Annotated in this window: 25 protein-coding genes; 10 read left to right on the top strand and 15 right to left on the bottom strand. The window is 70.7% G+C overall.

The features are described 5' to 3' along the window. Window positions 1-6: 6 nt before the first annotated feature. From ACGFSB_RS20730 to ACGFSB_RS20720, 3 genes are read left to right on the top strand one after another with little or no spacing between them, the layout of a single operon-like run. On the top strand, window positions 7-1,200 hold the full coding sequence (locus ACGFSB_RS20730) for a Gfo/Idh/MocA family protein (protein ID WP_393401108.1): 1,194 nt from the start codon (window positions 7-9) through the stop codon (window positions 1,198-1,200). A 29-nt stretch (window positions 1,201-1,229) separates the two neighbouring features. Then, the gene (locus ACGFSB_RS20725; protein ID WP_393401105.1) at window positions 1,230-2,168 is read left to right on the top strand and encodes an LLM class F420-dependent oxidoreductase; all 939 of its coding nucleotides are present in this window, start codon (window positions 1,230-1,232) and stop codon (window positions 2,166-2,168) included. Between the two features lie 5 nt (window positions 2,169-2,173). After that, a complete protein-coding gene (locus tag ACGFSB_RS20720; RefSeq protein WP_393401102.1) occupies window positions 2,174-3,475 on the top strand; it encodes a tryptophan 2,3-dioxygenase in 1,302 nt (433 codons plus the stop codon). On the opposite strand, the gene ACGFSB_RS20715 is transcribed toward ACGFSB_RS20720, so the two are convergent. From ACGFSB_RS20715 to ACGFSB_RS20705, 3 genes are all read right to left on the bottom strand, one after another. Then, window positions 3,472-4,692 (bottom strand): glycosyltransferase, encoded by a 1,221-nt coding sequence (locus ACGFSB_RS20715; RefSeq protein WP_393401100.1) that lies wholly within the window; start codon window positions 4,690-4,692, stop codon window positions 3,472-3,474. The two genes, ACGFSB_RS20720 and ACGFSB_RS20715, sit on opposite strands and share 4 nt — an antisense overlap. 3 nt (window positions 4,693-4,695) lie before the next feature. Then, the gene (locus tag ACGFSB_RS20710; protein ID WP_393401098.1) at window positions 4,696-6,705 is read right to left on the bottom strand and encodes a PIG-L family deacetylase; all 2,010 of its coding nucleotides are present in this window, start codon (window positions 6,703-6,705) and stop codon (window positions 4,696-4,698) included. A 74-nt stretch (window positions 6,706-6,779) separates the two neighbouring features. Further along, window positions 6,780-7,394 carry a response regulator transcription factor gene (locus tag ACGFSB_RS20705; RefSeq protein WP_393401096.1) on the bottom strand — a complete coding sequence of 205 codons (615 nt, stop codon included), beginning with the start codon at window positions 7,392-7,394 and terminating at the stop codon, window positions 6,780-6,782. A 256-nt stretch (window positions 7,395-7,650) separates the two neighbouring features. Between ACGFSB_RS20705 and ACGFSB_RS20700 the strand changes: the two genes are divergently transcribed. Beyond that, window positions 7,651-8,763 carry an ABC transporter substrate-binding protein gene (locus tag ACGFSB_RS20700; RefSeq protein WP_393401093.1) on the top strand — a complete coding sequence of 371 codons (1,113 nt, stop codon included), beginning with the start codon at window positions 7,651-7,653 and terminating at the stop codon, window positions 8,761-8,763. Window positions 8,764-8,804: 41 nt separating this feature from the next. On the opposite strand, the gene ACGFSB_RS20695 is transcribed toward ACGFSB_RS20700, so the two are convergent. Further along, window positions 8,805-9,860 carry a sodium-dependent transporter gene (locus ACGFSB_RS20695; RefSeq protein WP_393401091.1) on the bottom strand — a complete coding sequence of 352 codons (1,056 nt, stop codon included), beginning with the start codon at window positions 9,858-9,860 and terminating at the stop codon, window positions 8,805-8,807. 93 nt (window positions 9,861-9,953) lie between these two features. Here ACGFSB_RS20695 and ACGFSB_RS20690 point away from each other — a divergent pair, with 93 nt between their 5' ends. Next, a complete protein-coding gene (locus tag ACGFSB_RS20690) occupies window positions 9,954-10,814 on the top strand; it encodes a hypothetical protein (RefSeq protein WP_393401088.1) in 861 nt (286 codons plus the stop codon). On the opposite strand, the gene ACGFSB_RS20685 is transcribed toward ACGFSB_RS20690, so the two are convergent. Genes ACGFSB_RS20685 through ACGFSB_RS20670 form a run of 4 tightly spaced genes read right to left on the bottom strand, consistent with a single transcriptional unit; the run spans window position 10,789 to window position 14,201 of the window. Beyond that, a complete protein-coding gene (locus ACGFSB_RS20685; protein WP_393401086.1) occupies window positions 10,789-12,150 on the bottom strand; it encodes a sensor histidine kinase in 1,362 nt (453 codons plus the stop codon). The genes ACGFSB_RS20690 and ACGFSB_RS20685 overlap by 26 nt on opposite strands. Continuing rightward, window positions 12,147-12,869, bottom strand: a complete 723-nt coding sequence (locus ACGFSB_RS20680; RefSeq protein WP_393401083.1) for a response regulator transcription factor — start codon at window positions 12,867-12,869, stop codon at window positions 12,147-12,149. Before ACGFSB_RS20680 ends, ACGFSB_RS20685 begins: the two co-directional genes overlap by 4 nt. Continuing rightward, window positions 12,844-13,575 (bottom strand): phosphatase PAP2 family protein, encoded by a 732-nt coding sequence (locus ACGFSB_RS20675; RefSeq protein WP_393401080.1) that lies wholly within the window; start codon window positions 13,573-13,575, stop codon window positions 12,844-12,846. The genes ACGFSB_RS20680 and ACGFSB_RS20675 overlap by 26 nt, the downstream gene beginning before the upstream one ends. Next, the gene (locus tag ACGFSB_RS20670) at window positions 13,572-14,201 is read right to left on the bottom strand and encodes a phosphatase PAP2 family protein (protein ID WP_393401078.1); all 630 of its coding nucleotides are present in this window, start codon (window positions 14,199-14,201) and stop codon (window positions 13,572-13,574) included. Before ACGFSB_RS20670 ends, ACGFSB_RS20675 begins: the two co-directional genes overlap by 4 nt. Before the next feature lie 122 nt (window positions 14,202-14,323). Here ACGFSB_RS20670 and ACGFSB_RS20665 point away from each other — a divergent pair, with 122 nt between their 5' ends. Together ACGFSB_RS20665 and ACGFSB_RS20660 are read left to right on the top strand one after the other, a co-directional pair. Next, window positions 14,324-14,701, top strand: a complete 378-nt coding sequence (locus tag ACGFSB_RS20665; RefSeq protein ID WP_393401076.1) for a BlaI/MecI/CopY family transcriptional regulator — start codon at window positions 14,324-14,326, stop codon at window positions 14,699-14,701. Then, a complete protein-coding gene (locus ACGFSB_RS20660; protein ID WP_393401074.1) occupies window positions 14,698-15,630 on the top strand; it encodes a M56 family metallopeptidase in 933 nt (310 codons plus the stop codon). Before ACGFSB_RS20665 ends, ACGFSB_RS20660 begins: the two co-directional genes overlap by 4 nt. On the opposite strand, the gene ACGFSB_RS20655 is transcribed toward ACGFSB_RS20660, so the two are convergent. Beyond that, window positions 15,609-17,003 carry an ATP-binding protein gene (locus ACGFSB_RS20655; protein WP_393401071.1) on the bottom strand — a complete coding sequence of 465 codons (1,395 nt, stop codon included), beginning with the start codon at window positions 17,001-17,003 and terminating at the stop codon, window positions 15,609-15,611. The genes ACGFSB_RS20660 and ACGFSB_RS20655 overlap by 22 nt on opposite strands. A gap of 1 nt (window position 17,004) precedes the next feature. Then, a complete protein-coding gene (locus ACGFSB_RS20650) occupies window positions 17,005-17,700 on the bottom strand; it encodes a response regulator transcription factor (protein ID WP_393401068.1) in 696 nt (231 codons plus the stop codon). Between the two features lie 165 nt (window positions 17,701-17,865). Here ACGFSB_RS20650 and ACGFSB_RS20645 point away from each other — a divergent pair, with 165 nt between their 5' ends. From ACGFSB_RS20645 to ACGFSB_RS20635, 3 genes are all read left to right on the top strand, one after another. Beyond that, complete coding sequence (locus tag ACGFSB_RS20645; protein ID WP_393401065.1) at window positions 17,866-19,137, top strand: glycosyltransferase family 4 protein; 1,272 nt, start codon at window positions 17,866-17,868, stop codon at window positions 19,135-19,137. 70 nt (window positions 19,138-19,207) lie between these two features. Then, a complete protein-coding gene (locus tag ACGFSB_RS20640; protein ID WP_393401061.1) occupies window positions 19,208-20,683 on the top strand; it encodes a hypothetical protein in 1,476 nt (491 codons plus the stop codon). 128 nt (window positions 20,684-20,811) lie between these two features. After that, window positions 20,812-21,765 carry an SDR family NAD(P)-dependent oxidoreductase gene (locus tag ACGFSB_RS20635; RefSeq protein ID WP_393401058.1) on the top strand — a complete coding sequence of 318 codons (954 nt, stop codon included), beginning with the start codon at window positions 20,812-20,814 and terminating at the stop codon, window positions 21,763-21,765. A 9-nt stretch (window positions 21,766-21,774) separates the two neighbouring features. Here ACGFSB_RS20635 and ACGFSB_RS20630 read toward each other — a convergent pair whose 3' ends face one another. The 5 genes from ACGFSB_RS20630 to ACGFSB_RS20610 all read right to left on the bottom strand — a co-directional run bounded on the left by ACGFSB_RS20630 (window position 21,775) and on the right by ACGFSB_RS20610 (window position 26,641). Continuing rightward, window positions 21,775-22,761, bottom strand: a complete 987-nt coding sequence (locus ACGFSB_RS20630; protein ID WP_393401056.1) for a formylglycine-generating enzyme family protein — start codon at window positions 22,759-22,761, stop codon at window positions 21,775-21,777. A 9-nt stretch (window positions 22,762-22,770) separates the two neighbouring features. Continuing rightward, on the bottom strand, window positions 22,771-23,754 hold the full coding sequence (locus ACGFSB_RS20625; RefSeq protein WP_393401054.1) for an aliphatic sulfonate ABC transporter substrate-binding protein: 984 nt from the start codon (window positions 23,752-23,754) through the stop codon (window positions 22,771-22,773). 76 nt (window positions 23,755-23,830) lie between these two features. After that, window positions 23,831-24,610 (bottom strand): ABC transporter ATP-binding protein, encoded by a 780-nt coding sequence (locus ACGFSB_RS20620; protein ID WP_393401051.1) that lies wholly within the window; start codon window positions 24,608-24,610, stop codon window positions 23,831-23,833. Further along, window positions 24,607-25,419 (bottom strand): ABC transporter permease, encoded by an 813-nt coding sequence (locus tag ACGFSB_RS20615; RefSeq protein WP_393401048.1) that lies wholly within the window; start codon window positions 25,417-25,419, stop codon window positions 24,607-24,609. Before ACGFSB_RS20615 ends, ACGFSB_RS20620 begins: the two co-directional genes overlap by 4 nt. A 28-nt stretch (window positions 25,420-25,447) precedes the next feature. After that, window positions 25,448-26,641: an ROK family protein gene (locus tag ACGFSB_RS20610; RefSeq protein WP_393401045.1), complete on the bottom strand. Its 1,194-nt coding sequence runs from the start codon at window positions 26,639-26,641 to the stop codon at window positions 25,448-25,450. Window positions 26,642-26,877 lie beyond the last annotated feature (236 nt).

The raw sequence follows: 26,877 nt of genomic DNA, 5'->3' as shown, positions 1-26,877 counted from the left end.
CCCCTCATGACCACCGACACCGACACAGACACCCTCATCGATTCACGGCTACAGCCGAAGCAGCCCACCGGCGTGGCCGTCCTCGGCTGCGGCTCGGTCAGCGCGCGGTATCTGCGCATGTTGCGCCACTTCAGCATCCTGGAAGTCCGCCACTGTGCCGATCTGGACCCGGAACGGGCCCAGCGGCGCGTCCAGGAGTTCGGCCTCGGCAAGCCGTCCACCTGGCAGGAGGTGCTCGACGACCCCGACGTGGCGATCGTCGTCAATCTGACGCCGCCCACCGAACATGCCGCGACCACGGAAGCGGCCCTGCGGGCGGGCAAGTCCGTCTACGTGGAGAAGCCCCTTGCCACGGACCCCGAGGACGCGAGGCGGCTGCTCGCCCTCGCCCGCGAGTCCGGGCTGCTCCTGGCCTGCGCGCCCGACACCGTGCTCGGACGCGGTCCGCAGACGGCGATCGCCGCCGTCGCCGCGGGTGAGATCGGCACACCGGTCCACGCTCATGCGTCCATGCTCAGGTCCGGGCCCGAGATCTGGCACCCCGACGCGGACTTCTTCTACCGTCCTGGCGCCGGGCCGCTGCACGACATGGGTCCGTACTACCTGTCCATGCTCGTGCACCTCATGGGCCCGGTGACCGCGGTCAGCGCCCAGAACCGGATCAGCGACCGCGAGCGTGTCATCGGCCGCGGGCCCCGCGCGGGTGAACGTATCGAGGTCGCCGTACCCACCGTCACAGTCGCCTCCCTCGACTTCGCGTCGGGCGCGATCGCCACCCTGGTCTGCTCGTTCGACGCCTGGGCCGCGACCTCACCGCACATTGAGCTGCACGGCACATCGGGGTCGCTCGTCCTGCCGGACCCGAATCTCTTCGACGGCCCCATCCAGGTCGCCCGTGCCGGCGGAGGTGGTCTACAGGAACTCCCCGCGCCGCCGGGCTATGTGTACGACCGCGGGATCGGCGTCGCCGACCTCGCCCTCGCGCTGCGCACCGGCAGTGTCCCGAAGGCCGATCCGGGCCTGGCCCTCCACGTCGTGGACGTGATGAACGCGGCGTTCCAGGCCGCCGAGCGGCACACCACGGTCGAGGTGCACAGCACCACCACACGCACCGAGCCGATGCCCACCGACCTGTCGGTCTACGGGTGGACCGGCATCGCCGACCCCGAAGAGGACGCCCGGCTCGCGAAGATCCGCTGACCCACCCGTACCACCGAAAGGCACCCCCCATGCGACTGTGCATCTTGACCGAGCCGCAATTCGGCGCGACCTACGACGACGTGCTGCGGGTCGCGAAGGCGGCCGAAGACCTCGGGTTCGAGGGCTTCTTCCGCGCCGACCACTACACGCCCATAGGCGGCGGGGACGGCCTGCCGGGGCCCACCGACACCTGGACCACCCTGGCAGGCCTCGCCAGGGAGACCTCCACCATCCGGCTCGGCTCGCTGATGACCGCCGCCACGTTCCGCGCGCCGGGGCCGCTGGCGATCAGCGTCGCGCAGACGGACCACATGAGCGGCGGGCGCATCGAGTTCGGGCTCGGCGCGGGCTGGTACGAGCCGGAACACACCGCCTACGGCATCCCCTTCCCTGACGTGGTCGAGCGGTTCGACCGGTTCGAGGAGCAACTCGCCATCATCACCGGTCTGTGGGAGACACCCGTAGGGGAGACCTTCGACCACGCGGGCAAGTACTACACGCTGACCGATTCACCGGGACTGCCCAAGCCCTTGCAGCGTCCCCGCCCGCCCCTGCTCATCGGCGGGTACGGCACCCGCCGCACTCCTCGCCTGGCCGCGCGGTACGCCGACGAGTTCAGCCTGGCCTATCCGGGCTTCGGACAGGTCGCCGAGGCGTTCGACCGCGTACGCCGGGCCTGCGCCGATGTGGGCCGCAGCGAGGACTCCCTGGCCCTCGCCGTGTCCCAGGCCGTGTGCTGCGGGCGGGACGCGGCGGAGATCGCCCGGCGCGGGCCCGCGGGACGCACCGCCGAATCGATGCGGGACAAGTGGCTCGTGGGCACTCCGGACGAAGTCGTGGACAAGATCGGGAAGTTGGGCGAGTCCGGCACGAACCGGATCTATCTCAGGACCCACACCCTCAGCGACATCGACCAGCTGGAACTGCTTGCCCACGAGGTGCTCCGCCAGGTCGGCTCGGGGAGTTGAGGACGGTGCGCGCCTTGGAGGAATGGCGGTGGGGCGGCGACCTGAGCGTCTTCCCCTACGCCTCCGTCGTCGACGCGTACCAGCTCGTGGGGAAGCACTTCGTGGAGCGGGAGCTGCTCGCCTCTCTCGCCGAGCTCCGTGCGGACCTGCCCACACTGCGCGGGGCGGCCCGGGACCGAGAGCTGCTCACGGGGTTCCTGGACCTGGCGCTCGACAAGTGGGACGGCCGCTACGACTACCAGACCTATCTCGCGCTCGGCCTGCTCCTCGGCCCCGCGGACGATCTGGCCGTCGGTCCCACGGACACTCCGCTCGTCGGTCCCACGGACCTGCGGCGGGACCGGCTCACTGTCCAACTCGTCGCCGACATACTCGAGTTCGAGCTGGACGCCGAAGAGGGCAGGACCGCCCGGCTCCCGCTGATGCGTCCCGACCCGCGCACCGTGGCCAAGCGGTGCCGCCTGGGGATACGGGCGGCGGGTCCGGCGCTCACCCGGCTCGGCCTGGCAGATCCGGGCCGCACGGTCGCGCGGACCATCCAGGACGGCCTGCGGGAACAGACCCGCGCTCTCTGCCGCACCGTCCAAGGGGACACTCGCTCCGAAGAGAGGCGCCGCCTCGAACTCACCATGCTCCCCGCCTACACCGTCCACGACGAGTTCCTGTTCATCCGTGTTCTCCAATGCTTCGAGTCGGCCTTCGCGCTGCTTGCCGAGCACCTGGCCGCCGCGGTGGAAGGCCTCGACAGCCACCAGCCCGTCGTCGCGGCCGGACGCATCGACGCGGCGGCCACCGGACTGCGCGAGGCGGCCCCGCTGTTCTCGCTCCTGGCGACCATGAGCATCGAGGCGTTCCACGCTTTCCGCTGCTACACCGAGGGTGCGAGCGCCATACAGTCCCGCGGCTACAAGACCGTGGAAGCGCTCTGCCGGAATCCGGACCAGGACCGTGTGGAGTCCGCCGCCTTCCACTCCGTGCCCGAGGTCCGCGCACACGTACTCGAAGGCATGCCCAGTCTCGACAGTGCGTTCCGGAGTGCGGGCGTGGACGGCCGGCTCTCCCCGGAGACGCGCGGGATCGTCGGGCAGGCGATGGAGGGGTTCTCCAACGCCCTGGTCCAATGGCGGAAGACCCACTACCGGCTCGCGGCGCGGATGCTCGGCGAAACACGCTCGGGAACCGGCTACACGGAAGGTGTGCCCTATCTGCGGGAGGCCCGCTCCGTTCCCGTGTTCCGGGAGGTGCCGGGGGAGTCCGACGGACGTTGCCCCGTGGGCGCGCCCTACGCACCACCCGACAGGCTCTAGGCGCCCGACGTGTCGAGGGCCGGGCGGCAGGCCAGTCGTTCGGCCCGGTGGCGGCGACGGGCGAAGTCGCCGCGCCGCGCCTCCAGTTCGGCGAAGAGCGCCTCCCAGCGCTCGGTCGCACGGGCCGCGGAGAACCGCTCGGCCCCGGTGGTCGTGTGCGCGCCAAGAGTGTGCAGAGCCGCTCTGTCGCCCATCAGCCCGGCGAGTACGGCCGCCATCGCGTCCACGTCACCATGGGGCACGAGGCAGCCGTCCACTCCGTGCCGGATGATTTCGGCAGGGCCGTTCGGGCAGTCGTAGGACACCACGGGGACCCCCGCGGCGAGGGCCTCCAGGATGACAAGGCCGAATGATTCCGCGCGCGAGGTCAGCAGGGCGATATCGGCCTTGGCCCACTCCTGGGACATGTGCGGACTGCTGCCGTGGAACCGCACACGGCCCGATACGCCGAGTTCCCCGGCCAGCGCATGGAGCGCACCGCGCTCGGGGCCGTCGCCGAAGATGCTGAGCACCCAGTCGGGGTGCTCCGATGATGCCTTGGCGAACGCCCGGATCGCGTGGTCGACTCGCTTCTCGGCAGCGAGCCGTCCCGCGATCACCACGGTCTTTCCGGTGAGTGCCGAACGCGGACGGTGCGCTACAGGCAGTGAGTTGGGGATCGTCGCAAGCAACGGCGCGGCATCGCCGAGCGTGTCCTCGAAGTGGGCCCGGCTGCGCTCGTTGACCGTCACAAGGGCGTCGAGCAGGGGTGTGGACGGCAGCGGCGGAACCCCGGCCATACGGTGCTCATGATGCACCGTCAGAACTTCGGGCCTTGTCAGACGTACGGCGGCCGATGTGAGCGCGGGCGTCGAAGTGACCAGCACATCGCAATCGATGGCCGGGAGGAGGAGCCCGAGCTCCACGTCGGAGAGCCGCGTGAAGATGTCCCTTTCCCAGGCCGGGGCGCTGAACTCGGTGGGCAGTGCGGCCAGGGCCGCGCACTCGGCCGCGCTGAGACCCGTCGGGGACACCGGGCGCTCGGGGCCGCGGCTCCGGTCCACCAGATAGCGCACCTCGACCTGCGGGCCGATGGCGAAGAAGGGACTCTCCGCGGTCTTGAAAACGCTGACGATCCCGACGTCATGCGTGGCGGCGAGCTGTGCGGCCTGGGTGAACACCGCCCGCTCCGTGCCTCCCATCACATCCGCCCAGGTGAGCAGAAACGTGATCTTCAAAGGTCATCCCCTCGTGACGGATGTCGTCGTCAGCTGCTCGAAGACCCGTGATCCGGCCCCTGTCTCGGTGACGGCTTCCGTGAGGACGAGCAATGAGCCGTCGATCCCGAGCCCTGCCACGACGAATCGGCCGGAGCCGTCCATGGCCGCCGACGGGGTACCGACGGTGAACACATCCGGCACGGCGCACCGCACGGCCCCGCTGTCGCGCGACACATCCATCACCCACGCGTGCAATGCGCCGTGATCGGTCCGCTGCACGAGCAGCACCTGGTGTCCTTCGCCCGCGGCGAGCGCGACCGGCCCGAGACCGCCCTCGGACGGCCCCGGGAAGGCGACACGCCTCCAGCCGGTGCCGTCGAGCCGTCGGTACACGCAGGGAGTGCCGTCGGCACAGCGATACGCCAGTACCAAGGTGCCGTCCGCGGTGACCACGGCTGCGGGCGGACTCACCGGGACGGGCAGTGCGGAGGTGTCCTGCCCGACGGGGAGAGTGCCCGGCGCGGACTGTGCCCAGTGCCGGAGCCCGTGCCGCCCCGAACCGAAGAGGTGGACCATGCCCCGGACATCGGTGACCGCGGCGAGCGATTCCCTGACGTCCGATTCGGCGAGCTTGGTCCAGCGCGTCGGTTGCCCACTCGTACTCGAACTCCCGCCCTTCGTACTCGAACTCCCCGTGCTCGAACTCCCCGTGCTCGCTCTCACGGCTACCGACAGATCCTCCTGCCGGGCGAAGACGAATTGGTCGCCCCTGCCGTCAACGGCCGTCGCGGGCAGACCGAGCCGGCTGCCAGGGCCGGGGTTCCCCAGGCTGCGCCAGGCGCGGAACTCCCCTTGGGGCGACTGCTCGATGAGCCCGGTCTCCAAGGCGTCCTCGCCGACCCCGGCCGATGGCTCCGCCACCCGCGCCCCATGGATCCGGCGGCTGCCATCAGGGCCGGTGGCCACCGCGAGGACCGGCAGCAGTCCGTGCCCGCCCACCTGCCGGAGGCCGCTCCAAGCCCGGCCGTCCGCCTTCTCCTGCTGCGACATGACCACAGTGCCGCCCAGGACCCAGAACGCGGCGACCCTGCCGTCGGCGTCCGTCGTCAGAGCCGGACCGGCGCCGTCCCACCGAGGGGTGACGCTATGGGCCCATCCCGTCATCCGGGACCGGCCCTGCCCCACCCCGTAGTCCCCGCAGCCGCCTGGGTTGCCGCAGTCCGAAGTGGCGAGACCTCCGTAGACGTCCAACGCTGCGACCTTGGCGTCGAGTTGAGCCGCACTCAGATTGGCGGGCCAGCGCGCGTTGTAATAGCCGCGGTAGGCCTGGACGAAGGAACGCCCCCGTGTCCAGGCGTCGTTCCGGGAGAGCGCGGCCAGGGCGAACTTCGCGGCGACGGTGTGGTCCCGGTGGTCGGAGAAGCCGGGCTGGTCGAAATGGCGCCGGTTCGGGGCATCGTGGTTCTGATGATCGGGGAACGGATCGAGACAGTGGACGGCCCCGGGCCGATAGCGCTCCAGGAGCCATGCGATGGCGTCGATCAACTCACTGCGGGTATAGGCGGATTCCTCTGCCACGGGGCTGCCCGGTGTGCGGAGGGTCGTCGCCGTGCCACCCGGTCCGTGCCACAGTCCGGCGAGGCCTACGTACGGCGTGTCCGGGAGCGCCTCTTCCCGCAGGCCCAAGTGCACGAGCGTGACGTGCGCACCGAATTGTGCTGTCTCACCCCACGCCCCGTTCGGCATCTCCAGGGTCGAGCGCGACCAGCGGGCGCCCGGCTCCCCGGCCGACATCCAGCCGTACGCCTGGCGCAGTCCCTGCATACGGGCGCTGGCGTAAGCCGGTTGGTCGGGTTCGGCGAGTGTGTCGGCGCCGGGTACGTTGTTGCGGCCGTCGGACTCTCCGGCCGTGATGTACACCGTCACCACTCGGTGGCCCGCGCGGAGCGTGGCCACTACCTCGGGATTCATGAAGTACAGGTCGTCGTCCGGGTGAGCGACCACCTGCATCAGCGTCTTGGAAGTCTTCATCCACCTCTCCAACATCAGCTGAGCCGGGCTGTCCGCCGGTGTCCGCCATTGTCCGCGCTGTTCGCGCAGGGTCGTCAGATGTAGCCCGCGCGCACCGCGTAGGCCACCGCATGGGCCCGGTTGCGCAGTTGGAGACGAGAGGTCAGATTGTGCAGGACATTCTTCACTGTTCGTTCGGAGTACGCGAGCTTGACCGCGATCTCCCCGGTGCCAAGACCCTCTGCCACCAACCGGAGGATGTCCACCTCCCGCGGCGCCATCCCCACCGGGGCATGGCCGGCCGGACCCGGCGAGCTGTTCTGGAGCCGCCCCACCCTGGTGATGAGGGTGCCCAACAGATCGGCCGGAAGGTCACCGTTGCCTCGGTGGGTCGCGAGAATGGCCCGAAGGAGCCGCGCCGGTGTGGCCTCTCGCCGCCATACGATCGAGGTGACGCCGCACCCGGCGACATCCAGCAGGTCGGCCTCCCGCATCCGGTCCACCACCAGGACCGCCCGGACGTCCCCGGCGAGGACGAGCCTGCGCAGGCTCAGCAGAACTGTTTTGTCCACGGTGCAGGAGAGGAGCAGGGCGACTTGCCCGCCGTCCTGCTGGGGGGTGTCGTCGTCCGCCAACGCGATCTCCGGGAACTGACGGAGCTGACTCAGCACTCCGGCCCGGGAAATCGGGTCCGCTGCGTGAATCGTCACCGACACACGCTGAGTCGTAGGATCGCTCACGAGAGTCTGCTGCACGGCTAAAGCCCCTCCTGCTTTCACGGTGGCCCAGAGGCTCGGCGGCGCCACATGTACTGTTCACCAGGCTGGAGCCCGTCGCTCACGTCCCACTTACGTCCAGCTCACGTCTTGCTCATGTTCTGCTCACGTGCCGTGCGCAGCACCGGGCCTGGCCGATCGGCGATCCGGGCAACATCCGGCCGAATCGCCACACGGGAGACGCCAACACATGAGTACGCCACCATCGCCATCTGGATCGGAACGGCCGGACGGTTCATCCGTCCGGATCGGCGCTCTCGTTCCACTGACCCGGCCTGGCTGGGTCGAGGCAGGCCAACACCTGCTCGCCGGACTCGAGTTGGCCGTACGCGAAGTGAATGACGGCGGCGGGATCGCCGGACGGCCGCTCGAGCTGCTGGTCCGGGACACCGCGGCTGATCCGCACAGGGCCGAGGCGGCCGTGGACGAGTTGGCTCGCCTGGGCGTGGCCGCCGTGGCGGGGGAGTATCACAGCGTCGTCGCTCGCGCCGCCGCCACCAGGGCCGATGCCCTCGGTCTGCCGTTCCTCTGCTCGTCAGCGGTTCTCGACGCGCTCACCGAACAGCCGACGGACTCGGTCGCGCGCCTCGCCCCGCCGCAGAGCCGCGGCTGGCAGCTCTACGCGGACTTCCTCCTCCGTGCGGGCTACAGCCGGATCGCCGTAGCGGCCCAGCCGACTGTCTACTGGGCAGCCGGGACCCGCATTCTGCGGGACCACCTCTCTCCACGCGGTGGCACCGTCATCGAACTCGACATGAGCACGCTCGACCCCGCGGCCGTGTGCGAGGAACTCGTCTACCAGCGCGCGACAGCCCTCCTCCTCCTGGTCGGCCACCCCGAACCGGCAGTGCCGATCGTCAAGTCCGTCCGCGGCGACCAACGCCTCGCCGACACACTGATCGGTGCCCCGGCCGGGCAACCGGAGTTCGCCGAATGGGCGACGCTGCTGGGCGACGACGGCGCCGCGATCCCGTTCCTGCGCTACCTGCCCGAGCGCCTGAGCCCACTCGGCGCACGCGTCGAGGCGGCGCTGCGTGAGCGGCTGGCCGCAGCGCCGTCCTTCGTCGCCTTCGAGGGCTACGACACGATCACCGTCCTCGCCGATGTGCTGCGTTCTCACGGCACGGACCGGGCGCGCATCGCCGAATCCTGGCCGAGCGTCGCGGTCGAAGGCACCCGCGGGAAGATCGAGTTCTCTCGCACGCCGGGTATCAGCGTCTGGCAATGGGCTCGGACGCCTGTCCAAGTCGTCGACCGAGATCCGGCGGAACCCGAACGCTTTCGGATCCTGCACGCAGGCTGAGGCCGGAAAGACGGGCCGGTAGGGCAGGGGTCAGCCTCCCGTCACGACGTACCGGCGCAGGGTCCGGGCCGGACTCGCAGACGCACCACTCGGTTCGCGGCCGTTTTCTGTAGCAGTCCGTAGGCCAGGACCGGCAGGAGCAGGTGCGGCTTGTCGGGGAGTGCGGTGGTCAGGAGGACGGCGCTCGCGCTGCTGTTGTTCATTCCGCAGGCGAGCGTGAGCGAGGAGGCCACCGGCGCTTCCAGGCGCAGGGCGCGGGCGGTGAGGCGGCCGAGCGCGAACGAGAACGCGCAGACCAGCGCGGCCACCGTGACGGCGGCCACGAAAAGCAGCGGGCGGGGGCGGGCCAGGAACGAGCCCAGCGCGCCGCTCGCGTTGACGTACGTCAGCAGTAGCGAACCCACCAGCGCGGCGGGCACGACGGAGGCCGAGATCCGGTCCGCCCACCGCCCCGGCACCACGAGGCGGCACCCCAGGCCCGCCGCGCACGGCAGCACCACCGCGGTGAGCGCGAACCCGCCGTGCAGGCTCTGCCCGGCCGCGGCCAGGGTCTTCGCGTAGCCGCCGCCGAGCAGCGGGGCGAGCACCGCCACGGTGAGCGGGATCGTGAGAGGGCTCAGCAGTGTGGAGGCCAGGACCAGGCCCACCATGGTCGGTTGGTCGCCCTGCCCCTTGCCGGTCCATACGGTGGCTCCGGCCGCCACCGGCATCGCGACGACGAGGATCATCGCTGTGACCAGACCGCTGCCGCCGTCGGCATCCGGGGAGTGGCGCAGCAGGAACACGACGGGCGGGATGATCAGCAGGGGGGCCGCCAGGTGCATGGCGATCCCGGCGAGCAGGATGGCGGGGCGGCGCAGCATCCGCCCCAACGACCGGACCGGTACCTGGAGTCCGGCCGAGAAGAGCACCAGGGCCAGCAGGCAGGTGGTGGTGTGCAAGGGCAGTTGCCGACCGGCCCCGAGCGACACGGCATGTGGGTGGCGCAGCCACACCCCGGGGCCGGGCAGCAGCAGCGCGATGAGGTAGGCGAAGCACACGGCCGGCCCCAGTCGTCGGCGCAACATGTGGGTGGCCCGGTCACTACGGGTAGTCATGCACCTCATGCTGCGTGCGGCGGGCGCGCTGCGCAGGCGGGGCCACGCGGCAGTCAGGATGCGTTCAGGTTCCCGGTGGCAGCGTCGGGCCCCATGACATCCGAAATCTCCGACACCTCATCCGTCACCGGCGCGAACGCGGTGGTGACGCGCGGCCACCGGCTCGGCTGGAACAAGGTCCCCGAAGTCACCGCGTACTTCTGGATCATCAAGGTGCTGTGCACCACGGTCGGCGAGACCGCGGCCGACCTCCTCAACGAGAAGCTGGGGCTCGGCCTGAGCGGCGTATCGCTGCTCATGGGCGCCCTGTTGGCGGTCGTGCTCGTCGCCCAGTTCCGTACGAACGCCTACCGTGCGGGCGTCTACTGGACGGCCGTTGCCCTGATCAGCATCGTCGGCACGCTGGTCAGCGACAACCTCACCGACAACATGGGAGTGCCGCTGGAGACGAGCACGGCGGTGTTCGCCCTGTGCCTCGCCGTCGTGTTCGTGCTCTGGTACCGCAGCGAGCGGACCCTCTCCATCCACAGCATCGACACGGTACGCCGCGAGTGCTTCTACTGGCTCGCGGTCCTTTTCACCTTCGCGCTCGGCACCGCGGCCGGTGACCTGGTCGCCGAGCGGATGGCCGTGGGCTACTGGCTTTCGGCGGTCCTTTTCGTCCTGGCGATCGCCGCCGTCGCGGTGGTGCACTTCGCGCTCGGCCTGAACGCGGTATGGAGCTTCTGGATCGCGTACGTCCTGACTCGCCCGCTGGGTGCTTCGGCGGGCGACTACCTCTCCCAGCCGGCCGGGGACGGTGGCCTCGGCCTGGGAACGGTGGTGACGAGCGTCCTGTTCCTGACCGTCATCCTCGGCCTCGTCGTCTTCCTGGCCACGACGCGCAAGGACGTCACGGAGCGCGAACAGCGCGGGGCCGGGATGCCGGTCACGCGGGAGGCAGCCGGACGGTGAACCGCGCCCCCGGGGTGTGCGCGGCGTCGTAGCGCACCTCCCCGCCCACGGAGCGGGCCAGGCGCCGCGCCAGCGGCAGGCCGAGGCCCGCTCCGCCATGTGCGTCGCCGGGGTCGGCGCGCCGGCCGGGGACGAAGAGCTGCTCGGCGTACGGCGGCGGCACGCCGGGGCCGTCGTCGGTGACGTCGATGCGGACGCCGTCGGGGTCATGACGGGCGTGCACCGTCACGCGCGAGCGGGCGTAGCGCAGGGAGTTGGCGAGCAGCGGGCTGACGATGCGTTCGAGCAGGGCGGCGCTGACCCCGGTCCGAAGTCGCGGGTCCTGGGCGGTGATGACGAGCATCAGATGGGCGGGCGGGTCCAGTTGCCTGGCCGCATGACGCAACGCGGCCAGGGTCAGGGTCGTGCCGGGAACGGTGGGTACGCCCTCGCGGGCGTCGAGCAGGAGGGTGTCGCAGATGGTGTGCATGGACGCGGCGGCGTCCGAGATCACCGTGTGGGTGGCCCGGGTGTCGGCAGCCGTGCGGGGGTGGGCCCGCCACCAGTCCAGTTCGGCGATGATCCGGCTGAGCGGGGTGCGCAGTTCGTGGGAGAGCTCCGCGGTGAGCTGCCGCTCGTGGCGAAGGAGTGCGCGGATGCGGTCCAGGAGCGCGTCCAACGAGGTGCCCAGGCGGGAGAGTTCGGCAGGCAGGCGGGCCGTGCCGAAACGTTCCCCGGAGGTGACGGCGCCCTCCTGGGTGGCCTGGTCGGTCATGGCGCGGACCGGGCGCAGCGCGCGGCCGACGGCGAGGCGGGTCAGCGTGTAGGTGCAGGCGAGCATCACCGCGTCGAGCGCGAGCGAGCCGAACAGCAGGGTGTCCGCCGAACTTCGGTACGGGGCCAGGTCGAGCGCGGTGACGACGGTCGCGCCGCTCGCCGGGCCCGGGAGCGGAAGTGCGCACAGGTGCACGGGCCTGGGCCCGCCGGTGGTGGTGCAGCGCCGCCCGCCGCCGGTGACGAGCCCGTGCGCGGCCCGGCTGAGCGGGCTGTGCACGGTGGTGTTCGGTGGGCGCTCGATCAGGCGGGTGCCGCCGTAGATCCATACGTTGCTGTCGAGGAGTTCGTCATGGGCGCCTTCATGGACGCCGACGACGGGGCCGCCGGTGTCGACGGTGGTGGCGACGGCGGCCGCCCGGGTGCGCAGTTCGTCGTCCGCCTGGTGCTCGAGGTGCTGACGGGCCACCATGTTGAAGGCGACGGTGAGTACCGTGATCAGGATCGCGGCGCTGGTGAGCGCCACGAGCGACAGCCGGCCGCGCAGGGTGCGGGGCACGAGGCGGGTCAGCGGCGCGATCATGACAGGCTGTGGCCGATCCCGCGGGCCGTGCCGATGGTGCGGCTGCTTCCCGCGTCGCGCAGTTTGCGGCGTAGCCGGGTCAGGTACTGGTCGAGGGTGTTGTCGTTGACCCGTGCGCCTTCCGGCCAGCCCGCTCTGACCAGGTCGCGGCGCCGCACCAGGTCCCCGGATCCCGCCATCAGCGCGGCCAGGATCCGGAACTCGGTGGGTGTCAGCGCGAGTTCCGTGTCGCCGACGGTGCAGCGGTGCCGGACGGCGTTCAGTGTCAGGTCGCCGATGGTGGTGGCGTGCGCCACGGTGGCGTGTCCGGGGAAGGCGTCCCCGGTGGTGGCGTCCCCGGGGGTGGCGTCCCCGGGGGTGGCACGTCTGAGCACGGCACGGAGCCGGGCGGCGAGTTCGGCGAGGTGGAACGGCTTGGGCAGGTAGTCGTCACCACCCGCCGAGAACCCGGAAAGACGGTCGGTCAGTCGATGATGAGCCGTCAGGAAAAGTACAGGGAAGGTGAGTCCGTTCGCCCGCATGGCCTGGCACACGTCGCGGCCGTCCGCGTCGGGCAGCCCGACGTCCAGCACGGCGGCAGCGAGATCACCGGAGGCCAGGCGCAGCGCGGTGGCGCCGTCCGGGGCGGGCAGCGGATCGAAGTCCTCGTCGCGCAGGCCGCGCAGCAGCACATCGCGCAGCGCGTGATCGTCCTCAACGACCAGGATCTTGTGACGCATGGTCCTCCACCGGCTCGGTCGACTCGTTCGCTCCACAGGTCGACGCGCTCGCTCTACAGGGGGTGAACCGCTGGGGCAGCCACCAGGATGCGGCGCACAGGAACAGCCCGCCCCAGCCGATGGCGAACAGCCAGCCGCCGAGGACATCCGTGCTCCAGTGCACGGCGAGAAGGGCGCGGGTCAGCCCGGCAAGGAGCCCCCAGGCCACGATCACGCCGGTCAGAAGATTGCGGCCGCGCGGCGCGCGTACGCGTACGGCGAGGATGAGGATGCCCGCGGTGAGGGCGGCCGTGGTGGCGTGGCCGGAGGGGAAGGACCACCCCGAGGCGTGAGTCGCCCAGTCGGCGTGCGGCGGGCGTGGCCGCTGGACGGCGGCCATCAGGCCGTAGCGCACAGCTTGTCCGGCGGCGAGGCAGACCAGAGCGAGAGCGGCGGCGGCGACCCGCTGCCGCACCGTGCGCCCCGCGAGAACTCCCGCCAGCACGACAAGGGCGTACGGAATGATCCCTGTCCCGGTGGCGGTCACGCCACGGGCGAGTGCCACCACCTCGTCGGGGCGGTGGTGCAGGGACCAGGCAAGGACCTGGTCGTCCTGGGCCAGGGGAGTACCGTCGCGGCCGATCACGATCATGTTGAGCACGCCGAAGGCTGCCCAGGCGCCGAGGCCGACACTGCCGGCCAGATCCGCGACGTCCCGGCGGTTCATGACGCGGCGAGCAGTAGCGGGCGTAGCCGCGAGGCGACAAGCCGGGGGGCAAGGGACAGCCGCCGCAGCACGAACATGCCTGCCAGGGCGACCAGCGCCCCGACGGCGACCCCCGCCAGGGCGTCGTGCGGGTAGTGCGCCCCCACCCACACCCGGGAGGCCGCCATGGCCAGTGCGGCGACGGTGGCGATGGCGCCGAGCCCGCGCGAGACGCACCACAGCGCCACCGCGGCTGCCGCGGCGAGCGCGGCGTGATTGCTCGGGAAGGACCAGTCGCCCGGCGCCGGACACGCTTCCACGGTGGCCAGGTGCAGGCTCTGGCAGGGACGGCTCTCGCGCACCGCCGACTTCACGAGGGAGTCCACGGCGAAGGACACGACCACGAGCACCGGAGCGGCCAGCGCCGTCAGCGCGGCCTCGGCGCTCACCTGGCGAGCCCGCCACCAGCCGAGGGCCATGAGCACGGCGAACAGCAGCATCCCGTACGTCGACCAGAACGCGACCGCCGCATCCAGCCAGCCGGGCGCGCGCTCGGCCAGGCGTACGACATCGGTATACGCGGAACCGTCGACGGACGCCCCGTCGAAGGCGGCGAGCTGCGACGATAGGTGTATGGCTGTGGTCATCGCCGTGAGCCCTCGCTTCTTGGTCGTGACCGGCCGGGCGCATGTACGAGCACCCGGCGTCTGACTACAATCCTGTAGACGGTCTACTTGACTGTAGACGATGGCGGGGTGAGGAAAGTTCCATGACCAACTCCAGTACCAACGATGAACGCCGCCCGGCCGGCGAGCTGGAAGCCGCTGTCATGGCCGCCCTGTGGGCCGCCGAAGGCCCGCTCACTCCCGGGCAGGTGCAAGCCGACCTCGCGGGTGATCTGGCGCGCACCACGGTGACGACGATCCTGACGCGGCTGTACGAGAAGGGTGTCGTCGGACGTGATCGTCAGGGGCGTGGCTTCGCGTACTTCCCGGTGCAGGACGCACCGGGCCTGACCGCGCGGCGCATGCACACGGAGCTGGACCGGGACGACGACCGCGAATCGGTTCTGGCCCGCTTCGTCGACCAGCTCGCGCCCGACGACGAGCAGTTGCTGCGTCAGCTCCTCGAGGGCGACAACCCGTGACCCCGCTGCTTCTGCTCCTGGTCCCGCTCCTGCTGCCGTTCGCGGCGGCACAGCTGCCCCGGCACGCCGCGCGGCGCCTCGCCCCGGCCCCCGCCCTGTGCGTGCTCACCGCGAGCTCCCTCGCCCTGGCCGGGACGTCGGTCATCGCCCTCGGTACCCTCGTGATCGCCGGACTGCTCACCCTCCCCGGCCTCGCCGCCCTCGGCGAACTCATCCACCCCCTGCACACCCCCTCGAGCCTTCTCGTCCTGCCGGTGGCCGCCGCCGCCATGGGGGCACTCGCCATCAGCGCCTGGACCCTGACCCGCTGGGCCCTGCGTCAGCTGCGCGCCTTCCGCTCGGCGACCCGTGCGGCCGACCACCGCCCCACGGCCGGTGACCTGTGCGTCATCGATTCGCCGCACCCCGACGCGTACGCCCTGCCCGGCCGCCCGAACCGCATCGTCGTCACCACCGCGATGCTGCGCAGCCTCGACGCCGCCGAACGCGACGCCCTCCTCGCCCACGAGCGTGCCCACAACCAGGGCCGCCACCACTACATCCTCGCCGCGGCCGAACTCACCGCCCACTGCCACCCCGCCCTGCGCGAGAGCCGCACCGCCATCCGCCTCGCGGTCGAACGCGCCGCCGACGAATGCGCCGCACGGGCCACCGGCGACCGGCGCCTGACCGCCCGCGCCATCGCGAGGGCCGCCCTCGCCGGCCACGCCGCCCACTCCACCCGCCCGGACTTCGTCCCCGCGGCCACCTCGGGACCCGTCCCTCAGCGCGTCGCCGCCCTGCTCACCCCCGCCCCCCGTCCACGCGCCGCCCGCTGGATCGCCCTCCTCATCGCCTGCTGCGCGGCCCTCTCCGTCACCGCCGGGGCCATCGGAGCCATCACCTTCCACCATGAAGTGGAGGTCGCTCAGGGCGAGGAGTCCCGTTGAGCGACCGGGGCAACGGTGAACCCGATGGCCGCGCCGCCGCCTGGGCGCTCTTCGGCGAAGACCGAACCGCCGTGCGCGTCCGCCACCTTGCGCACGATGGACAGGCCGAGGCCGGATCCGGGCAGGCCACGGGCGGCCGGGGCGCGGTAGAAGCGGTCGAAGACGCGGCTTCGTTCCTCTGTGGTGAGGCCGGGGCCCCGGTCGAGGACCGTGATGCGGCCGTGAGCGACGGTGATCTCGACGGGGTCGCTGCCACCGGGGTCGAACTTGACGGCGTTGTCCACCAGATTGGACACCGCCCGCTGCAGCGCGCCCGGACGTCCCACGACCAGCGTGCTGTCCGCCTCGACAGTGATGGTGCGCGCGGTACGCCGACGGGCGATCGCCGCGACGTCCTCGGCGATCTCGGCGAGGTCGACCTCCCCCGACGGTTCGTCGTCCTGGGCCCCTGCGGCCAACTGCACCAGCTCGTTGACGAGTTCGGTGAGTTCGCGTGCCTCCCCGGACAGGTCGGCGATCAACTCCTCCCGTGCCGTGGCGGGTAGTTCATCGATACGGGTGAGGAGCGCGATGTTCGTACGCAGCGAAGTCAGCGGCGTACGCAGCTCGTGCCCGGCATCCTGGACCAGGCGGCGCTGGTCCTCCACCGACTGGGCGAGACGGTCGAGCATTCGGTCGAAGGAGTGGCCGAGGCGGGCCACCTCGTCCCGCCCCGCCACGGGCACCTCGGCATGGAGGTTGCCGGTCTCGGCCACGCTCTGCGCGGCGGCGGTCAACCGCACGAGCCGCCCGGTGATCCGGCGGGCCAGCCACCAGCCCGCGAGCCCCGCGGCCCCGATCACCCCCGCGGCGAGCAGCGCGGTGCGCCGCTGCAACTCCTCCAAGAGGTCTTCGGTGTCGCTGAATTCCTGCGCGACCTGGACGGCGCCGCGTCCGCCGCCCAGCGAGACGGTCGCAAGGCGGTACTGGCCGTCCCCGAGGCCGATGCTCCTGCGGGCCACGGACCCCGCCTCCCGCGAGGAAGCGATCCGCCGGTCGGCGGCCCGCACCGGGAGGGGCGGGCTGCCACGGTCGGCGATCTTGCCCGTGGGGTCGAGGACCTGCACGTCGGTGCGGGTGCTGCGGGTGAGGTCATCCCGTAGGCCGTCGTGATCCGGGTCCCCGGACGTGTAGTCGTCCACGGTCAGTTTCCGCTGGTCGACCTGGGATCGCAGGTCATGGACGACCTCGTCGAACACCTCCTGCTCGTCCACCCGTACCAGGTGGGCGGCCGCGTCATAGCTGAGGAAGCCCACCGTCACCGTCACTGTCACGGCCACGGCGGCGAACAGAACTGCGAACGTGGTGCGCAGACTGGAGGGAATGACGCGCACCTCACGCTTCTCTCAGGACGTAGCCGACGCCCCGCACGGTGTGGATCAAGGCGGGTGTGTCCGGGGTGTCGAGCTTGCGGCGCAGATAGCCGACGTACACGGCGAGATTCTTGGACCCGAGTCCGAAGTCGTAGCCCCAGATCCGGTCGTAGATCGTCGGATGGTCCAGGACGATGCCGCTGTTGCGGGCGAGGAGTTCAAGCAGGTCGAACTCGGTACGGGTCAGCTCCAGTTCGCGCTCCCCTCGCCAGGCCCGCCGCGCCCGCCCGTCGATCCGCAGATCCGCCACCACGAGGGGGTTCCCGGCCGACGCCTCGCCGTCCGGCCGATGGTCCGCCCGGCGCAGCAGAGCCCGTAGCCGGGCGAAGACCTCCTCGACGTCGAAGGGCTTGGCCACATAGTCGTCGGCGCCGGCGTCCAGGCCAGCGATCCGGTCCGCGGTCTCCACCCGGGCGGTGAGCATCAGGATCGGCGTACGGTCGCCCTCCGCGCGCAGCACCCGGCACACCTGTAGGCCGTCGATGCCCGGCATCATCACGTCGAGGACCAGCACATCGGGGCAGAGCAGATGGCCCTGGGCCAGTGCCTGGACGCCGTCGTCGACGGCAGTCACGTCGTAGCCCTCCAAGGTCAGGGCGCGCTGGAGGGCCTGACGGATGGCTCGGTCGTCTTCGGCGAGCAGCAGGGTGTGGGGCACATCAGGAAGTGTGCCAACACCTGAGAGCGAAGGCTTGGACGAGGGCGGCACCGGCAGGGATTCTTACCTCCCTCTCACCTGGGCCGGGAAACGCCCTTACCCCGCTCCGCGAGCGTGTGGCCATCGCCAGTGGCCCGCCGGGAGCTGCTGAGGGGGAGGGCCCGAATGAAGATCGCGTTCCTGCTGCACAACGCCTATGCCATCGGCGGCACCATCCGCACCACGCTCAACCTCGCGGCGGCGCTCGCCGACCACCATGACGTCGAGATCGTCTCGCTGATGCGCCACCGGGAGACACCGCGCTTCACCATGGACCCGCGGGTCGGCCTCGTGCCGCTGGTGGACACCCGGATCGGCACCAGCGACGGACGGTTCCCGGCGTACGCCGAACCGGCCTGCGACTTCCCCCTGGCCGACCGGCGCCACCACCAGTACACCCGCCTGCACGACCTGCGGATGCGCGGCTACCTGGCAAACTGCGACGCCGACGTGATCATCGGCACCCGGCCCGGACTCAACGTCTACCTGGCTCGCTTCGGACCGCGCCGCGCCCTGCGTATCGCGCAGGAACACCTACGGCACGACGCGCACAGCAAGAAGCTGCGCCGGGAACTCGCCCGCCACTACCGCACACTCGACGCGGTGGTCACCACCACCGAGGCCGACGCCGGGACCTATCGCGCACGGATGGTGCTGCCGGGCGTCAGCGTCCTGGCCATCCCCAACATCGTTCCCGCACCGGCCGTCGCCCCCGCCGACCACACGGCCGGCGTCGTCGCCGCGGCGGGGCGTCTGGTCCGCGGCAAACGATTCGATCTGCTCATCGATGCCTTCGCCGACGTCGCCCCCAAACACCCCGAGTGGCGTCTGCGCATCTACGGCGGTGGCGCGGAGAAGGAACCACTGCAGCAGCTCATCCACAGCCACGGTTTGGGTCAGCACGTCGCGCTGATGGGGCCGCGCGCCCCGATCGAGGCGGAATTCGCCCAGGCGTCGATCGTCGCCTCCGCCTCCGACGCCGAATCCTTCGGCATGACCCTGGTCGAAGCGATGCGCTGCGGCGTGGCTGTGGTCAGCACCGACTGCCCCCTGGGCCCGGCCGAGATCATCCGGGACGGCATCGACGGGCGTCTGGTGCCCTCCGGTGATGCCAAGGCCCTGGCAGCTGCCCTCCTGGAACTGATCGACGACGAACCCCGCCGCCGGGCCTTGGGCGCGGCAGCCGTGGAAAGCGCTCATCGCTTCGACCCCGAGCGCATCGTGCGCCGCTACGAACTCCTGCTCACCGAACTGGCTGCGACCCGTCACCGACGCGCCTGGCAGCGAACCCGCGCACGCGTCGCCGCCCGCACTCGCGGGCTGCTTCGCCGCCTCAGCGGGCTGCTTCGCCGCCTCAAGGGAATCCGCCGCCCCGACCACACTCCGGCCGTCGGCTGAGCCACGACCCGGCCTGGCCGCGGTTACGCCGTCAGCACGTCAGCACGTCAGCACGTCAGCAGGGGGGATCATGACCGCAACCGTCGTACGTGAACGGCATCCCGATGCGCCTGCCGACGCCCGCCGTCGTCGTCGCCGGGAGCCCTGGCTCGCCCTCGTGGCCTGCGGCTACGCAGCCGTCCAGCTCGTGCTGGTCGTACCGCACACCGGCCACGCGCTCGGCTGGGACGAGACCGTCTACGTCTCCCAGCTCGACCCGCGCACCCCGGCCGCCTACTTCAGCTCCCCGCGCTCCCGTGGCATCAGCTTCCTCGCCGCACCCGTCGTGGCCGCCACCGACTCGGTACTCGCCCTGCGTCTCGTCCTCGTCGTACTGGCCACCGCGGCCCTCTACACCGCCTTCCGCACCTGGCGGCCGCTGCTGGGGCCCGCCACCACAGCCCTGGCCGCGCTGCTCTTCGCCGGACTGTGGAGCGCCCAGCTCGCCGGCTCCCAGGCCATGCCCAACCTGTGGGTCGCCTTCGGTGCCGTGGCCGCCGTCGGCTGGTTCCTGCGTGCCTCCAGCGAACCCCGCGCCCGCTGGTGGCTCGCGGCCGTCCTTCTCGCCACCACCCTGGTCCGGCTGCCAGACGCGGGCTGGCTCGCGCTGCCCCTGCTGATCACCGCACTGTGCTTCCGCGCCCATCGGCGTGCCGTGCCGTTCCTCCTGGGCGGCCTGGTGCTCGGCGCCGCCCAGTGGGTCACCGAGGCGTATCTGCGCTTCGGAGGGATCACCGACCGCCTGCGCCGCTCGAGCACCACCGAGGGCGGCACGTCCTTCCACGTCAATACAGCCAATGCCTGGCACAGCCTCAACGGCCCACAACTGTGCCGCCCCTGCCACGTCCCGCTGACCCACCCCGAACTCACCCTGTGGTGGCTCGCGTTACCCCTCCTAGCAGCTGTCGCACTCCTTGTCGCCGTGCACGACCGGAGGACCCGCCCCCTCGCTCTCACCACCCTGCCTCTGCTCTGTGCCTTCGCGCTCTGCATCCCGTACCTTTTCCTGCTCACCTACTCGGCCCCGCGGTTCCTGCTGCCCGCCTACGCCCTGCTGAGCCTCCCCATAGCCGCACTCGCAACCCGTGCCGCCGTCTCCGCCGGCCGTGGTGCCGTGCCTGTCAGCACCGCAATCGCCTTGGCCGTGTGCCTCCAACTGGCCGGGCAGGCCGTGCTGTTGCCGGGGATCAGCACCCACGTCGCCGTGGTCTCCCAGCGGTACCGGGCGGCCGCGCACGACCTGCACTCACTCGGACTGCTTCCGCCGTGCCTGATCACCGGACCGCGTGCCCTGCCTGTGGCCTACGACGCGGGCTGCGCCTCCGCCGAACTCCATGGAAACAACCGCTCGACCACCAGCGGGGCTCTGCTCGACCGTGCAGGCCGAGAGCCCTTCGCCGTGCTCGTCCCCGAGGGACATCGGCGGCCCCGGTACGCACGCGGCTGGCTCACGCACCAGCTGCCGGGCACCCACTCGACCGCATACACGCCGCGCCAGGCGCCCTGAAGCGCTGAGGGCTGTCGGTGATCCGTAGGCGATGTGTCGGGGGCCGTTGGAAGCATGGGCGCTGAGTCGCCCGGCAAGGCAGCCGGGCCACAGCCGTTCGTTCCCCACCGCAAGGAGCCCTCGCCGCCATGTCACCCACGTCCTCCGCCCCCCTGCCCTGGGATGTACACCGGCTGCCGCGTGCCGACGGCCGCATCTTCCTGGTCACCGGCGGCAACGCAGGCATCGGGTACTTCGTCGCGGAGCAGCTGTCCGCGACCGGAGCCACGGTCGTACTGGGCAGCCGGAACCCCGCGAAGGCCGAAGCCGCCACGGCCTCGATCCGCACGCGTGTCCCCGGCGCGCGGGTACGGGCCGTACAGCTGGATCTCGCCGACCTCTCCTCCCTCGGAACCGCGGTGGAATCACTGGAGGCGGAACGCCTCGACGCGGTGGTCCTCAATGCCGGCGTCGCGCTCGACGACCCGCCGCGCAGGGAGACCGGGGACGGTCACGAGCTCATGTTCGGCACGAACCACCTCGGGCACTTCGCGCTGACCCACTGGCTGATGCCGCTGTTGTCGGCCGCACCGGAGGCCCGCATCGTGACCACGGGCAGCTTCGCGGCGAAGTCTGAGCGGCTCGACATCGAGGACCTGCAGTCCCGGAAGGACTACCGGCCCAAGCGCACCTACGGACGCTCCAAGCTGGCGCAGATGTACTTCGGCCTCGAACTCGACCGCCGTCTGCGCGCCGTCGACAGCACGGTGGCAAGCGTGGTGGTCCATCCCGGCGGTGCGCTGGACTCCCTGACCCCGTCACGGCCGCCGGTCCATGTACGGACTGCCCGTACGCGGCTGATCGCGGCACCAGCGGCCCTTCTCCTCCAGGGCAAGCAGGCAGGCGCATGGCCCGCGGTCCGGGCGGTGCTCGACCCGACCGTGCGCGGAGGGCAGTTGTGGGGCCCCCGCGTCTTCGGCCTGCGTGGCGAGCCCCGACGTGAACCGGTGTGGAGCCACCTCGCCGACAGCTCCGTAGCGGCGCGCTCGTGGGACGCCAGCCGTGACCTGACCGGCGTCGACCTCGGCACCGTCCCCGGATAGCCCCAGGTGTCAGTCGATGTCCCAGGCCACGCGGAAGCCGAGGTTGCCCGCCGAGCTGTCGATCGTGTTCGCGGTGCGGGCGGCGACGCGATACCGGTTGCAGTACGAGTCGTGGCAGAGGTAGGAGCCGCCTCGCATCGCACGGCGGTCGGGATCACCGTCCTGCCAGGGGTCGGCGGACCACTCCCAGACATTTCCCGCGACGTTGCAGAGGCCGAAGGCATTGGGTAGGAAGGCGTGCACGGGAGCGGTGCCCGCGAAGCCGTCAGCTTCGGTGTTGCGGAACGGGAAGGTGCCCTGCCAGATGTTGCAGCGGTGCTCCCCGCCCGGCGTCAGTTCGTCGCCCCAGGGGTAGCGGGCCTGGTCCAGGCCCCCGCGTGCGGCGTACTCCCATTCCGCCTCGGTGGGCAGCCGCCCTCCGGCCCACCGGCAGAAAGCGGCCGCGTCTCGCCACGTCACATGGATCACGGGATGGTCCGAGCGGCCGTCCAGTCGGCTGTCCGGCCCTTCCGGTCTGTTCCAGGCGGCGCCTTGGACACCGCACCACCAGGGGGTTGCCGACGGGCGTGGTGAGATCTTGCGCAGGAGGCCCGGCAGGAACGTCGCGAACACGTAGCTCCAGCCGAACTCCTCCGCTTCGGTGACGTAGCCGGTCCGCTCGACGAAGGCGGCGAAGCGGGCGTTGGTGACCGAGTAGGCGTCGATGGCGAAGGGCGGGACCGATACGTCGCGTAGGGGCCCTTCGCCGTCACCGGGGTTCGCGTCCGTGTCCTCGCTGCCCATGCGGAAGGTCGCTCCGGGGAGGGGGATGCGGTCGGCGTACTCGGCGTACTCGGCGTGCGGAGGGCGGCGGGTGGAAACGTCCCCTTCAGGCGAATTGGGGACATCGCGTACGTGCGGCTTCGGGACTTTCGGGAGCTGTGGCCCTGAAGGAGCACAACAGCTCTTCTTGCTCGGCTGCGTGCCATGTCCCGCGGTGTCGGCGATGCTGCTCATAGCTGTCGACTACTTGCTGTACACCTGCCTGTAGAGATCGCCCGTGTAGTACTCACCGGGGTCCGGGTTGTCGTCCAGTTGCTTGTTGCGGACGAAGAAGTCGCCCAGCTTCTTCAGCCACTTGTCCACCTCGCCGCTCTTGGTCTTCGCGGCCAGGTCCTTGGTGGAGAGGGTCTCGACGTGCGAGGCGTCGGCCCTGGCCTGAGCCTCGGTGACCTGGAGCATCTTGGCAGTGAGTGTGACGGTCTCCTCGGGGTGTTGCTTGCGCCAGTCGTTGGCTTGCTGCAGCACCTTGATCACCTTGCTGTTCTTCTTCTCGGGCACCTTGTTGCCTGCGACGAACGCGGTGGGGAAGGCGTCCCCGGTGTCCTTGGTGCTCGCTATCTCATCGAGGCCAGGGACCTTCTTCTTGATGGTGTCGATCGCGGGGTAGAAGAAGCCCGCACCGTCGATCTTTCCGGAGGAGAAGGCGGAGACGATGGTGGACGGGTCCATGTTGACCTTGTCGATGTCCTTCGCGGTCATCCCGGCCTTCTCCAGGGCGATGTTGAGGACCATGTCGCCGGAGGTGCCCTCGGGTACCCCGACTCGCTTTCCCTTGAGGTCCTTCATGGACGTCATGCCGGGCTTGCCGATGACCCGGTCGGCGTACGTGAGGGTGTTGATGGCGACGACCTTGGTCTTGCCGGAGGCGGGCAGCCACATCGCGCCGGGGCCGATGTAGCCGTAGTCGAGGTCGCCCGCGCTGAGTGCCTGGATCTGCACCGGACCGTTGTTGAACGGCTTCACCTCAGCGGTCAGGCCCGCCTTCTTCCACAGCCCCTCCTTCTCGGCGATCGCAAGGAGGCCGGCACCGTTGTAGTCACCGATGTAACCGAATCGGACCGTGTTGTTGTCCTCGGAAGCACTGCCGGAGCAAGCACTGACGGGGAGCGAGAGCATGAACGCGACGGGCAGCACCAGGACGGCGCGCCTGGTCGTGTTTCTGGTCATGCGGGATGTCCTCTCGGGGTGGTGCGCGGGTCGGTTCTGCTCAGTGCCCGGGGGCATGGGCTCGGACGACGACGGGTCAGGCGGCCCGGGGCGGCGCTTCCTGGTGGTACACGGAGGTCCACACCTCGTTGCGGATGTGCCGGAACTCGGGCGAGAGCCGGATCTCCTCGGTGCGGGGATAGGGCAGTTCCACGTCGATGACGCGGTGGATGCGGCCGGGCCTCGCGGCCATGACGACGACCCGGCTGGCGAGGTAGACGGCCTCGTCCACGTCGTGGGTGATGAACAGGACGGTGCGCTTCTCCTGGCTCCAGGTCTCGAGTAGCTGGTCCTGGAGCTGTACCCGGGTCAGGGCATCGAGCGCGCCGAACGGCTCGTCCATGAGCAGCACTTGGGGATCGACCGCGTACGCACGGGCGATGGCGCAGCGCTGTTTCATCCCGCCGGACAGCGTCTTGGGCAAGGCGTCGGCGAAGTCGCTCAGGCCGACGAGGGCGATGGCCTGCCCGGTGCGCCGACGTCGCTCCGCGGCGGGCACGGAGGCGAGCTTGAGTCCGAACTCCACGTTCTGCCGCACGGTCAGCCAGGGGAACAGGGCGTACTGCTGGAAGATCACCCCGCGGTCGGGTCCGGGCCCTGATACCGGCGTGCCGTCGACCAGGACGCTGCCCGAGTCGGGCTCCTGCAGCCCCGCGGCCATGCTCAGCAGAGTGGACTTGCCGCAGCCTGAAGGGCCCACGACGGTGACGAACTCCTGGTCCGCGATGTCCAGGCTCACTCCGTCGAGCGCGGTGAAGGCGGCGCCCTTCAGCGGGAAGGTCTTCACCACGTCGCGGAAGGCGATCTTGCTGTTCATCGTCGCTCCTGCCAGCCGGTGAGGCGTCGCTCGGCCAGCAGCAGTAGCCGGTCCATGACGAGCCCGAGCACGCCGATCGTGATCAGGGACACGAAGATCGCGTCCATTTCGAACCAGGTGGACGCCTTCTGCATCCGGTAGCCCAACCCCTCCTGCGCGCCGATGAGTTCGGCGGCGACCACGGTGGCCCAGGACGCGCCGAGGCCGATCCGCATACCGACGAGGATGAACGGAGTGGAGGCCGGTACGACGACCTTGGCGAAGATGGTGCGGTCCGGGGCGCCGAGCACCCGGGCCGCGTTGATCAGTGTCGTGTCGACGTCGATGACCCCCTGGAAGGAGGAGAGGACGCAGGACATGAACGAGGCCAGGAAGATCACGGCGATCTTCGGCACCTCGCCGATCCCGAGCAGCACGACCGCGAGCGGAATGAGCGCGAGCGGCGGGATGGTGCGGAAGAACTGGATGTACGGCTCGACCAGGCCGCGCACGAGGGGATACCAGCCCATGAGGAAGCCGACCGGCACGGCCACGGCCACACCGAGGGCGTAGCCGATGAAGACCCGGCGCAGGCTGGCGGACGTATCGGAAGCCAGGGTCCCGTCGGAGATCATGGTGCCGGCCTTCTGGGCCACCGCCGCCGGTGTGGGCAGGTTCTCCACCAGGCCCAGGGCGGCCACTACGCCCCATACGGCGATGCCTGCCGCCACCGCGATGGCGTTGAGGAGCAGGGGCCGGTGCCGGGAGCGGCGCGGTTGCCGCCGCCGCTCATCGGCGGCGGTCTTCTCAACGGGAGTGATCACAGTCATGGGTTCCTCGCCGGCCTCGCTGGTGGTTTCACGCGTTCTCCTCGGGGACGGGCCGCGGGTAGTGGGAGAGCAAGGGGGATTCATGGAGTACGAGGGCGATGCCGCCGAGTGCGCTGGCGGCCTCGCCGAGCGTCGCGCGCCGTACGTCCACGTGCTGGCGGGCCAGTGGCATCAGCTGCTGGCGCAGCGCCCGTTCGACCGGCCCGAGCAGGGCAGGGCCTGCCTCTGCGAGCTCGCCGCCGACGACGATGACGCCGGGGCCGACGGCATGACAGACCGCGGCGAGGACCCCGCCGATGTCGTAGCCGACGTGCTCGAGGACGCCGAGGGCGGACGGTTCGCCGGCAGCGGCAGCCTCGAGGAACGCGGCGAGGTCGTGGGCGCGGCCACCGGCCTCGCGGTAGCGGTACAGGACCGCGTCGAGCGAGGCACGGGTCTCCAGGCAGCCGGTTCCGCCGCAGGCGCAGGGTCTGCCTGCGGGGTCCACGGTGATGTGCCCGAACTCGCCGGACAGGCCGTTGCGGCCGCGATGCAGCGCGCCGCCCACGACAAGGCCGCCGCCGACGCCGTGCGACAAGCGCAGATAGAGCACGTCGCCGCTGTCCGCCGCCGCACCCCATACCGCTTCGGCGAGCGCCGCGAGCCGGGTGTTGTTGTCCAGGAGCACCGGCACACCGAACTGTTTGCGCAGCAGGTCCGGCGGGCCGTCGATGCCCTGTGCGTGGGCGTTCTCGCTGCCGGGTTCGCTGATCGGTCCGACCACACCGACGCCGATCGCGCTGAGCGCGTCGAGGTGGATGGCGCCCGACGTGGCGAGGAGGCGGCCCGCGATATCGATCCGCTCGGGCCAGGACAGGTCGGGGGCATGTGCCTCGCTCGCCGAACTGATCACCTCGTGGGCGAAGTTGACCGCTGCGACGTGCACGGCACGGCGCGCGAAGTCGATGCCGACGGCCTCGCCGGCGGCCGGATTGAGGCTGAGCTTCTCCACCGGCCGGCCGCGCTTGCGCACCTCGACGTGGGGTGTCCCCGCGACCACGGAGCCATTGCCCGCAAGCCCGGCGACGATGTCGTGGAGCGTGGTTCGGGAAAGCCCGCTGCGGTCGCCCAACTCGGCGCGGCTCAGCGGACCGTGCTTGCGGAGCAGCTCGAGTACCGCTTGCTCATGGCTGCGCCGGAGTCGCGTCAGCGGACCGTCATGTTCGTGCATGCAGGACAGCATGTGAGCGCCGAGTATTTTCGTCAATGAGTCGAAACAAATTATTCATGAGAACGCCATGTGCCAAGAAACCCTGCATCGGGGCGACTTCGACGTGCTGGCATGTGCGGTGCGAGCCGCTCCGGCATCGCATGACGGGGGCCTCTGGCTGATTTAAGTACGTACTCTTGACGTAAATGACCGTCGGGTCGGAACATGCGTCGGACGGCAACCCGCGAGCCGGACCGACCGACCCGAGA

Source organism: Streptomyces sp. NPDC048441, from assembly GCF_043200235.1.
Taxonomy (GTDB): Bacteria; Actinomycetota; Actinomycetes; order Streptomycetales; family Streptomycetaceae; genus Streptomyces.
This window is presented reverse-complemented; position numbering and strand designations above follow the sequence as displayed.

Coding starts and splice junctions, on each gene's coding strand:
- ACGFSB_RS20695 (WP_393401091.1), bottom strand. CDS start 9,860: ATGACTACCCGTAGTGACCGGGCCACCCACATGTTGCGCCGACGACTG.
- ACGFSB_RS20610 (WP_393401045.1), bottom strand. CDS start 26,641: ATGCTGTCCTGCATGCACGAACATGACGGTCCGCTGACGCGACTCCGG.
- ACGFSB_RS20645 (WP_393401065.1), top strand. CDS start 17,866: ATGAAGATCGCGTTCCTGCTGCACAACGCCTATGCCATCGGCGGCACC.
- ACGFSB_RS20710 (WP_393401098.1), bottom strand. CDS start 6,705: ATGAAGACTTCCAAGACGCTGATGCAGGTGGTCGCTCACCCGGACGAC.
- ACGFSB_RS20635 (WP_393401058.1), top strand. CDS start 20,812: ATGTCACCCACGTCCTCCGCCCCCCTGCCCTGGGATGTACACCGGCTG.
- ACGFSB_RS20730 (WP_393401108.1), top strand. CDS start 7: ATGACCACCGACACCGACACAGACACCCTCATCGATTCACGGCTACAG.
- ACGFSB_RS20670 (WP_393401078.1), bottom strand. CDS start 14,201: ATGACCACAGCCATACACCTATCGTCGCAGCTCGCCGCCTTCGACGGG.
- ACGFSB_RS20690 (WP_393401088.1), top strand. CDS start 9,954: ATGACATCCGAAATCTCCGACACCTCATCCGTCACCGGCGCGAACGCG.
- ACGFSB_RS20620 (WP_393401051.1), bottom strand. CDS start 24,610: ATGAACAGCAAGATCGCCTTCCGCGACGTGGTGAAGACCTTCCCGCTG.
- ACGFSB_RS20700 (WP_393401093.1), top strand. CDS start 7,651: ATGAGTACGCCACCATCGCCATCTGGATCGGAACGGCCGGACGGTTCA.
- ACGFSB_RS20630 (WP_393401056.1), bottom strand. CDS start 22,761: ATGAGCAGCATCGCCGACACCGCGGGACATGGCACGCAGCCGAGCAAG.
- ACGFSB_RS20725 (WP_393401105.1), top strand. CDS start 1,230: ATGCGACTGTGCATCTTGACCGAGCCGCAATTCGGCGCGACCTACGAC.
- ACGFSB_RS20685 (WP_393401086.1), bottom strand. CDS start 12,150: ATGATCGCGCCGCTGACCCGCCTCGTGCCCCGCACCCTGCGCGGCCGG.
- ACGFSB_RS20615 (WP_393401048.1), bottom strand. CDS start 25,419: ATGACTGTGATCACTCCCGTTGAGAAGACCGCCGCCGATGAGCGGCGG.
- ACGFSB_RS20665 (WP_393401076.1), top strand. CDS start 14,324: ATGACCAACTCCAGTACCAACGATGAACGCCGCCCGGCCGGCGAGCTG.
- ACGFSB_RS20675 (WP_393401080.1), bottom strand. CDS start 13,575: ATGAACCGCCGGGACGTCGCGGATCTGGCCGGCAGTGTCGGCCTCGGC.
- ACGFSB_RS20640 (WP_393401061.1), top strand. CDS start 19,208: ATGACCGCAACCGTCGTACGTGAACGGCATCCCGATGCGCCTGCCGAC.
- ACGFSB_RS20680 (WP_393401083.1), bottom strand. CDS start 12,869: ATGCGTCACAAGATCCTGGTCGTTGAGGACGATCACGCGCTGCGCGAT.
- ACGFSB_RS20625 (WP_393401054.1), bottom strand. CDS start 23,754: ATGACCAGAAACACGACCAGGCGCGCCGTCCTGGTGCTGCCCGTCGCG.